Source organism: Thiomonas sp. FB-Cd (assembly GCF_000733775.1).
GTDB lineage: Bacteria > Pseudomonadota > Gammaproteobacteria > Burkholderiales > Burkholderiaceae_C > Thiomonas_A.
In genome coordinates, this window is record NZ_JPOE01000001.1 from 1 (window position 1) to 7,043 (window position 7,043).

General features: G+C 59.3%; 2 protein-coding genes and 3 pseudogenes. 3 read left to right on the plus strand and 2 right to left on the minus strand.

Features of this window, described 5'->3' with window-relative positions:
- From carB (CD04_RS22845) to CD04_RS24280, 3 genes and pseudogenes are all read left to right on the plus strand, one after another.
- Window positions 1–2,467: pseudogene (gene carB, locus CD04_RS22845) on the plus strand (carbamoyl-phosphate synthase large subunit); the annotation flags it as partial.
- A 91-nt stretch (window positions 2,468–2,558) separates the two neighbouring features.
- Window positions 2,559–3,083 (plus strand): transcription elongation factor GreA, encoded by a 525-nt coding sequence (gene greA / locus CD04_RS0100010; protein WP_369792757.1) that lies wholly within the window; start codon window positions 2,559–2,561, stop codon window positions 3,081–3,083.
- Window positions 3,074–3,337, plus strand: coding sequence for a DUF4149 domain-containing protein (locus tag CD04_RS24280; RefSeq protein WP_231480403.1), 264 nt, complete (start codon window positions 3,074–3,076; stop codon window positions 3,335–3,337). Before greA (CD04_RS0100010) ends, CD04_RS24280 begins: the two co-directional genes overlap by 10 nt.
- A 672-nt stretch (window positions 3,338–4,009) precedes the next feature.
- On the opposite strand, the pseudogene greA (CD04_RS21205) reads toward CD04_RS24280, so the two are convergent.
- Window positions 4,010–4,489: pseudogene (gene greA / locus CD04_RS21205) on the minus strand (transcription elongation factor GreA).
- A 72-nt stretch (window positions 4,490–4,561) separates the two neighbouring features.
- Window positions 4,562–7,043 (minus strand): annotated as a pseudogene (gene carB / locus CD04_RS21210) (carbamoyl-phosphate synthase large subunit); the annotation flags it as partial.

Consider the following 7,043-nt stretch of genomic DNA (forward strand, 5'->3'; position numbering starts at 1 on the left):
TCCATTACCGTAGCGCCAGCGCAGACCCTAACCGACAAGGAATACCAGATCATGCGCGATGCGAGCATCGCCGTGCTGCGTGAGATTGGTGTGGACACGGCGGGTCGAACGTGCAGTTTGCGATCAACCCGAAAGATGGGCGCATGATCGTGATCGAGATGAATCCACGGGTCTCGCGCTCCTCGGCGCTGGCGTCAAAGGCGACGGATTTCCCATCGCCAAGGTGGCTGCAAAGTTGGCGTGGGCTACACGATGGATGAGTTGCGCAACGAGATTACGGGTGCGCGACTCCCGCCTCCTTCGAGCCGACAATTGATTATGTTGTCACCAAAGTGCCGCGCTTCGCGTTCGAGAAATTTCCCCAACCGATTCGCACCTGACCACGCAGATGAAATCAGTGGGAGAGGTCATGGCGATCGGCAGCACCTTTCAGGAGAGTTTCCAGAAAGCGCTGCGTGGCTTGGAAGTCGGTGTGGACGGATTGAATCAAAAGACGACCGATCGCGAGACCTTGGAACGCGAGCTCGGTGAGCCAGGTCCGAGCGCATCTGGTACTTGGGTGATGCGCTCGCACAGGGTTTAGTCTCGATGACGTGCATCAACTCACCCGTATTGACCGTGGTTCCTTGCGCAAATCAAAGACATCGTCGACATCGAACTGCAACTAGACAACGAGCATTTGGATGCGATTGACGCTGAGACCATGCGCTGGCTAAAGCGCAAGGGCTTTCCGACCGCCGTCTGGCGTATTGCTCAAAAGTACGGAAAGCGGCGTACGCAAGCGCCGGCCACGAACTGGGCACTGACGCCCGGTGTACAACGGGTGGACACCTGCGCCGCTGAATTGCCACGCAGACGGCGTATCTCTACTCGACCTATGAGGACGAGTGCGAGGCGGAACGACCACGACCAAAAAGATTATGGTGCTCGGCGGCGGCCCAACCGTATCGGCAAGGCATTGAATCGACTACTGCTGCGTACACGCGGCACTGGCATTGCGCGAAGACGGCTTTGAGACCATCATGGTCAATGCAATCCCGAGACCGTTTCCACGGATTACGACACCCTCGGATCGCCTGTATTCTCGAGCCACTTACACTTGAAGACGTGCTCGAAATCGTCGACAAGGAAGGGCCGACAGGGTGATCGTGCAGTATGGTGGGCAAACGCCCGCTCAACGCTCGCGCTCGCGCTGAGCGGCCGGCGTGCCAGTGATTGGAACGAGCCCCGACATGATGATGCAGCGAAGACAGGGAGCGTTTTCAGAAGCTCATCAATGATCTGGGCTGCTTCAGCCACCGAACCGCACGGCACGCTCAGAGAGTGAAGCCATCACCCGAGCAGAGGAAATTGGCTACCCGCTGGTCGTACGGCCGAGCTATGTCTGGGTGGGCGGCGATGGAAATCGTGCATGAGCAGCGTGACTTGGAGCGCTACATGCGGGAGGCTGTGAAGGTGTCCCCATGACTCTCCAGTGCTCCTCGATCGCTTCCTGAATGACGCGATTGAATGTGACTGGATGCAATCTGCGACGGGCAGGATGTCTATGTCGCTGGGTCATGGAACACATTGAACAAGCAGGCGGCATTCGGGCGACTCGGCTTGTTCGCTGCCGCCTTATTCACTGTCGGCAGCGACTATCGCCGAGCTTGAGCGTCAGACCGTGGCCATGGCGCGTGCTTGAGCGTCGTGGGTCTGATGAACGTCCAGTTTGCGATCCAGCAGATGGAGAGGAGGACCGTATCTTCGTGCTGAGGTAACCCGCGCGCTTCGCGCACCGTGCCCTTCGTGTCGAAGGCAACAGGTCTGCAATTGGCCAAAGTCGCCGCACGCTGCATGGTGGACAGACTTTACGGCAGCAGGCGATCCCGGCCCAAGTCACCCCGGTTACTTCAGCGTCAAAGAGGCGGTCTTTCCCTCGTCAAGTTTCCCGGCGTGGATCCGATCCTTGCCCGGAAATGAAGTCGACCGGTGAGGTCATGGGTGTCGGCCGTAGCTTTGGCGAAGCCTTCGTCAAATCTCCAAATTGCGCCGGAACGCGTCTTCCCGATGCGGGCAAGATCGGCGGAGCCAAAGTATTCTTCGGTCAAAAATAACGACAAGGCGCGCATGGTTGAAGTGCGCGTGATCTTCTGACGATGGGGTCGCACTTACTGCGACGCGCGGTACCGCGCAGCACTGGCGTCTGCGGTCTGCCGTTGAGGTTTCAACAAGGTCACCGAGGCCGCCCCAATGTCGTGGACATGATGAAAAATGGTGATATCGTCTTGGTCGTCAACACCGTCGAGGAGCGTCGCAATGCGATCGCGGACTCGCGTGCCATCCGCATTACGGCGCTTGCCAGTCGCGTCGCGACCTTCACAACCATGCTGGCGCCGAGGCCGCCGTTGAAGGCATGAAATGCCTGAGCAGCTTGGAGGTCTACCCGCTGCAGGCTTTACACGAATCGCTGCATTTGGCACACTGAAAACCAAATCAGTCGAGCATCGCCGTGGCAGTGCGCTGCTGCGGCGTTTTTTTTTACATTGTTTTGTGGACACATGATTATGCCTACTCCCATGACTCGGCGCGGCGCCGAAAAGCTCCGGGCTGAACTGCAGCGCCTCAAGTCCGTCGATCGCCATGCGGTCATCCAGGCTATCGCGGAAGCACGCGCGCAGGGTGACTTGTCCGAAAATGCCGAATACGAAGCTGCAAAAGACCGCCAAGGTTTCATTGAAGGCCGCATCGCCGAAATTGAGAGCAAACTGTCGTCAGCGCAGGTGATCGACCCGGCCGAGTTGCACGCCGATGGTCGGGTGGTGTTTGGCGCCACCGTGGAACTGTCCGACGAGGAAACAGGTGAATCGGTGCTCTACCAGATCGTCGGCGACGACGAGGCCGACTTGAAGCACGGCATGATTTCAGTCAGTTCCCCCATCGCGCGTGCGCTGATTGGCAAGGAAGAGGGCGATATTGCGCAGGTTATGGCCCCCGGCGGTGTGCGGGCTACGAGATGTCAAGGTCCGATACGCATGAGCAATCTGCGCGCACGCTGGTTCTCGCCGCACTATGGCTTGGCGGCTTGGCCGCGGTGGGCTTAATCGGCGCCCCCACAGGCTTTCGCGTGCTGCCGGACCGGATGCAGGGAGCGGCCGTTGCCAGTCGCATGTTCTATCTGATGACGCTGGCGGCACTGGTGCTCGGTTGCTTGCTGATGATTCTGGAGCGTCACCATGCGCAGCCGCTGGCGGCGTCGAAACCGTTCTTCCTGGTCCTCGGTGGTCTGTTCTTTGCCGTGCTGGGGGAGTTGGGATCGTGCCTCGCTCATTGCTGCTGCGGCAGCGCACGCACCTGATGCCGGGATATGGCATGCAATAGCCAGCTTGGTGTACCTGCTCCAAGCGGCCTGCGTGTTCGCATACGTCTGGATTCTGCCTGTCTCGCAGCCCGGCTCGGCGCTGAATCGTGGAGCCTCAAGCCACGCACCGCGCGCGCGGTCAAGCCGACTGCTTAGCAGGCGACGACCGCCAGGCAAAGTCAAGCGAGCCAAGCCGCGCCAGTCAAGCATCAAGAAAATCGGTTGGGCTGAGGCTACGATCACCGCCCGAGCCGGCTGCCGAGACAGGCAGAATCCAGACGTATGCGAACACGCAGGCCGCTTGGAGCAGGTACACCAAGCTGGCTATTGCATGCCATATCCCGGCATCAGGTGCGTGCGCTGCCGCAGCCAGGCAATGAGGCGAGGCACGATCCCAAACTCCCCAGCACGGCAAAGAACAGACCACCGAGGACCAGGAAGAACGGTTTCGACGCCGCCAGCGGCTGCGCATGGTGACGCTCCAGAATCAATCAGCAAGCAACCGACACCAGTGCCGCCAGCGTCATCAGATAGAACATGCGACTGGCAACGGCCGCTCCCTGCATCCGGTCCGGCAGCACCGCGAAAGCCGTGGGGGCGCCGATTAAGCCCACCGCGCCAAGCCGCCAAGCCATAGTGCGGCGAGAACCCAGCGTGCGCGCAGATTGCTCATGCGTATCGGACCTTGACAATCTCGTAGCCCCCGCACACCGCCGGGGCCATAACCTGCGCAATATCGCCCTCTTCCTTGCCAATCAGCCGCACGCGCGATGGGGGAACTGACTGAAATCATGCCGTGCTTCAAGTCGGCCTCGTCGTCGCCGACGATCTGGTAGAGCACCGATTCACCTGTTTCCTCGTCGGACAGTTCCACGGTGGCGCCAACACCACCCGACCATCGGCGTGCAACTCGGCCGGGTCGATCACCTGCGCTGACGACAGTTTGCTCTCAATTTCGGCGATGCGGCCTTCAATGAAACCTTGGCGGTCTTTTGCAGCTTCGTATTCGGCATTTTCGGACAAGTCACCCTGCGCGCGTGCTTCCGCGATAGCCTGGATGACCGCATGGCGATCGACGGACTTGAGGCGCTGCAGTTCAGCCCGGAGCTTTTCGGCGCCGCGCCGAGTCATGGGAGTAGGCATAATCATGTGTCCACAAAACAATGTAAAAAAAAACGCCGCAGCAGCGCACTGCCACGGCGATGCTCGACTGATTGGTTTTCAGTGTGCCAAATGCAGCGATTCGTGTAAAGCCTGCAGCGGGTAGACCTCCAAGCTGCTCAGGCATTTCATGCCTTCAACGGCGGCCTCGGCGCCAGCAATGGTGTGAAGGTCGCGACGCGACTGGCAAGCGCCGTAATGCGGATGGCACGCGAGTCCGCGATCGCATTGCGACGCTCCTCGACGGTGTTGACGACCAAGACGATATCACCATTTTTCATCATGTCCACGACATTGGGGCGGCCCTCGGTGACCTTGTTGACAACCTCAACCGGCAGACCCGCAGACGCCAGTGCTGCCGCGGTACCGCGCGTCGCAGTAAGTGCGAACCCCATCGTCAGAAGATCACGCGCAACTTCAACCATGCGCGCCTTGTCGTTATTTTTGACCGAAAGAAATACTTTGGCTCCGCCGATCTTGCCCGCATCGGGAAGACGCGTTCCGGCAGCAATTTGAGATTTGACGAAGGCTTCGCCAAAGCTACGGCCGACACCCATGACCTCACCGTCCGACTTCATTTCCGGCCAAGGATCGGATCCACGCCGGAAACTTGACGAAGGAAAGACCGCCTCTTTGACGCTGAAGTAACCGGGGATGACTTGGCCGGGATCGCCTGCTGCCGTAAAGTCTGTCCCACCATGCAGCGTGCGGCGACTTTGGCCAATTGCAGACCTGTTGCCTTCGACACGAAGGGCACGGTGCGCGAAGCGCGCGGTTAACCTCCAGCACGAAGATACGGTCCTCCTCTCCATCCTGCTGGATCGCAAACTGGACGTTCATCAGACCCACGACGCTCAAGCCACGCGCCATGGCCACGGTCTGACGCTCAAGCTCGGCGATAGTCGCTGCCGACAGTGAATAAGGCGGCAGCGAACAAGCCGAGTCGCCCGAATGCACGCCTGCTTGTTCAATGTGTTCCATGACCCCAGCGACATAGACATCCTGCCCGTCGCAGATTGCATCCACGTCACATTCAATCGCGTCATTCAGGAAGCGATCGAGGAGCACTGGGAGAGTCATGGACACCTTCACAGCCTCCCGCATGTAGCGCTCCAAGTCACGCTGCTCATGCACGATTTCCATCGCCCGCCCACCCAGCACATAGCTCGGCCGTACGACCAGCGGGTAGCCAATTTCCTCTGCTCGGGTGATGGCTTCACTCTCTGAGCGTGCCGTGCGGTTCGGTGGCTGAAGCAGCCCCCAGATCATTGATGAGCTTCTGAAAACGCTCCCTGTCTTCCGCTGCATCAATCATGTCGGGCTCGTTCCAATCACTGGCACGCGGCCGCCTCCAGCGCGAGCGCGAGCTTGAGCGGCGTTTGCCCACCATACTGCACGATCACCCCTGTCGGCCCTTCCTTGTCGACGATTTCGAGCACGTCTTCAAGTGTAAGTGGCTCGAAATACAGGCGATCCGAGGTTCGTAATCCGTGGAAACGGTCTCGGGATTGCAATTGACCATGATGGTCTCAAAGCCGTCTTCGCGCAATGCCAGTGCCGCGTGTACGCAGCAGTAGTCGAATTCAATGCCTTGCCCGATACGGTTGGGCCCGCCGCCGAGCACCATAATCTTTTTGCGTGTGGTCGGTTCCGCCTCGCACTCGTCCTCATAGGTCGAGTAGAGATACGCCGTCTGCGTGGCAAATTCAGCGGCGCAGGTGTCCACCCGCTTGTACACCGGGCGTATGCCCAGTTCGTGCCGGCGCTTGCGTACGCCGCTTTCCGTACTTTTGAGCAAATACGCCAGACGGCGGTCGGAAAACCCTTGCGCTTTAGCCAGCGCATGGTCTCAGCGTCAATCGCATCCAAATGCTCGTTGTCTAGTTGCAGTTCGATGTCGACGATGTCTTTGATTTGCGCAAGGAACCACGGGTCAATACGGGTGAGTTGATGCACGTCATCGAGACTAAACCCTGTGCGAGCGCATCACCCAAGTACCAGATGCGCTCGGGACCTGGCTCACCGAGCTCGCGTTCCAAGGTCTCGCGATCGGTCGTCTTTTGATTCAATCCGTCCACACCGACTTCCAAGCCACGCAGCGCTTTCTGGAAACTCTCCTGAAAGGTGCTGCCGATCGCCATGACCTCTCCCACTGATTTCATCTGCGTGGTCAGGTGCGAATCGGCTGGGGAAATTTCTCGAACGCGAAGCGCGGCACTTTGGTGACAACATAATCAATTGTCGGCTCGAAGGAGGCGGGAGTCGCGCCACCCGTAATCTCGTTGCGCAACTCATCCATCGTGTAGCCCCGGCCAACTTTGCAGCCACCTTGCGATGGAAAATCCCGTCGCCTTTGACGCCAGCGCCGAGGAGCGCGAGACCCGTGGTTCATCTCGATCACGATCATGCGCCCATCTTTCGGTTGATCGCAAACTGCACGTTCGACCCGCCCGTGTCCACACCAATCTCACGCAGCACGGCGATGCTCGCATCGCGCATGATCTGGTATTCCTTGTCGGTTAGGGTCTGCGCTGGCGCTACG

What these genes read in the sequence shown, in the direction of transcription:
- greA (WP_369792757.1), top strand. Translation starts at nt 2,559, where the DNA reads ATGACTCGGCGCGGCGCCGAAAAGCTCCGGGCTGAACTGCAGCGCCTC.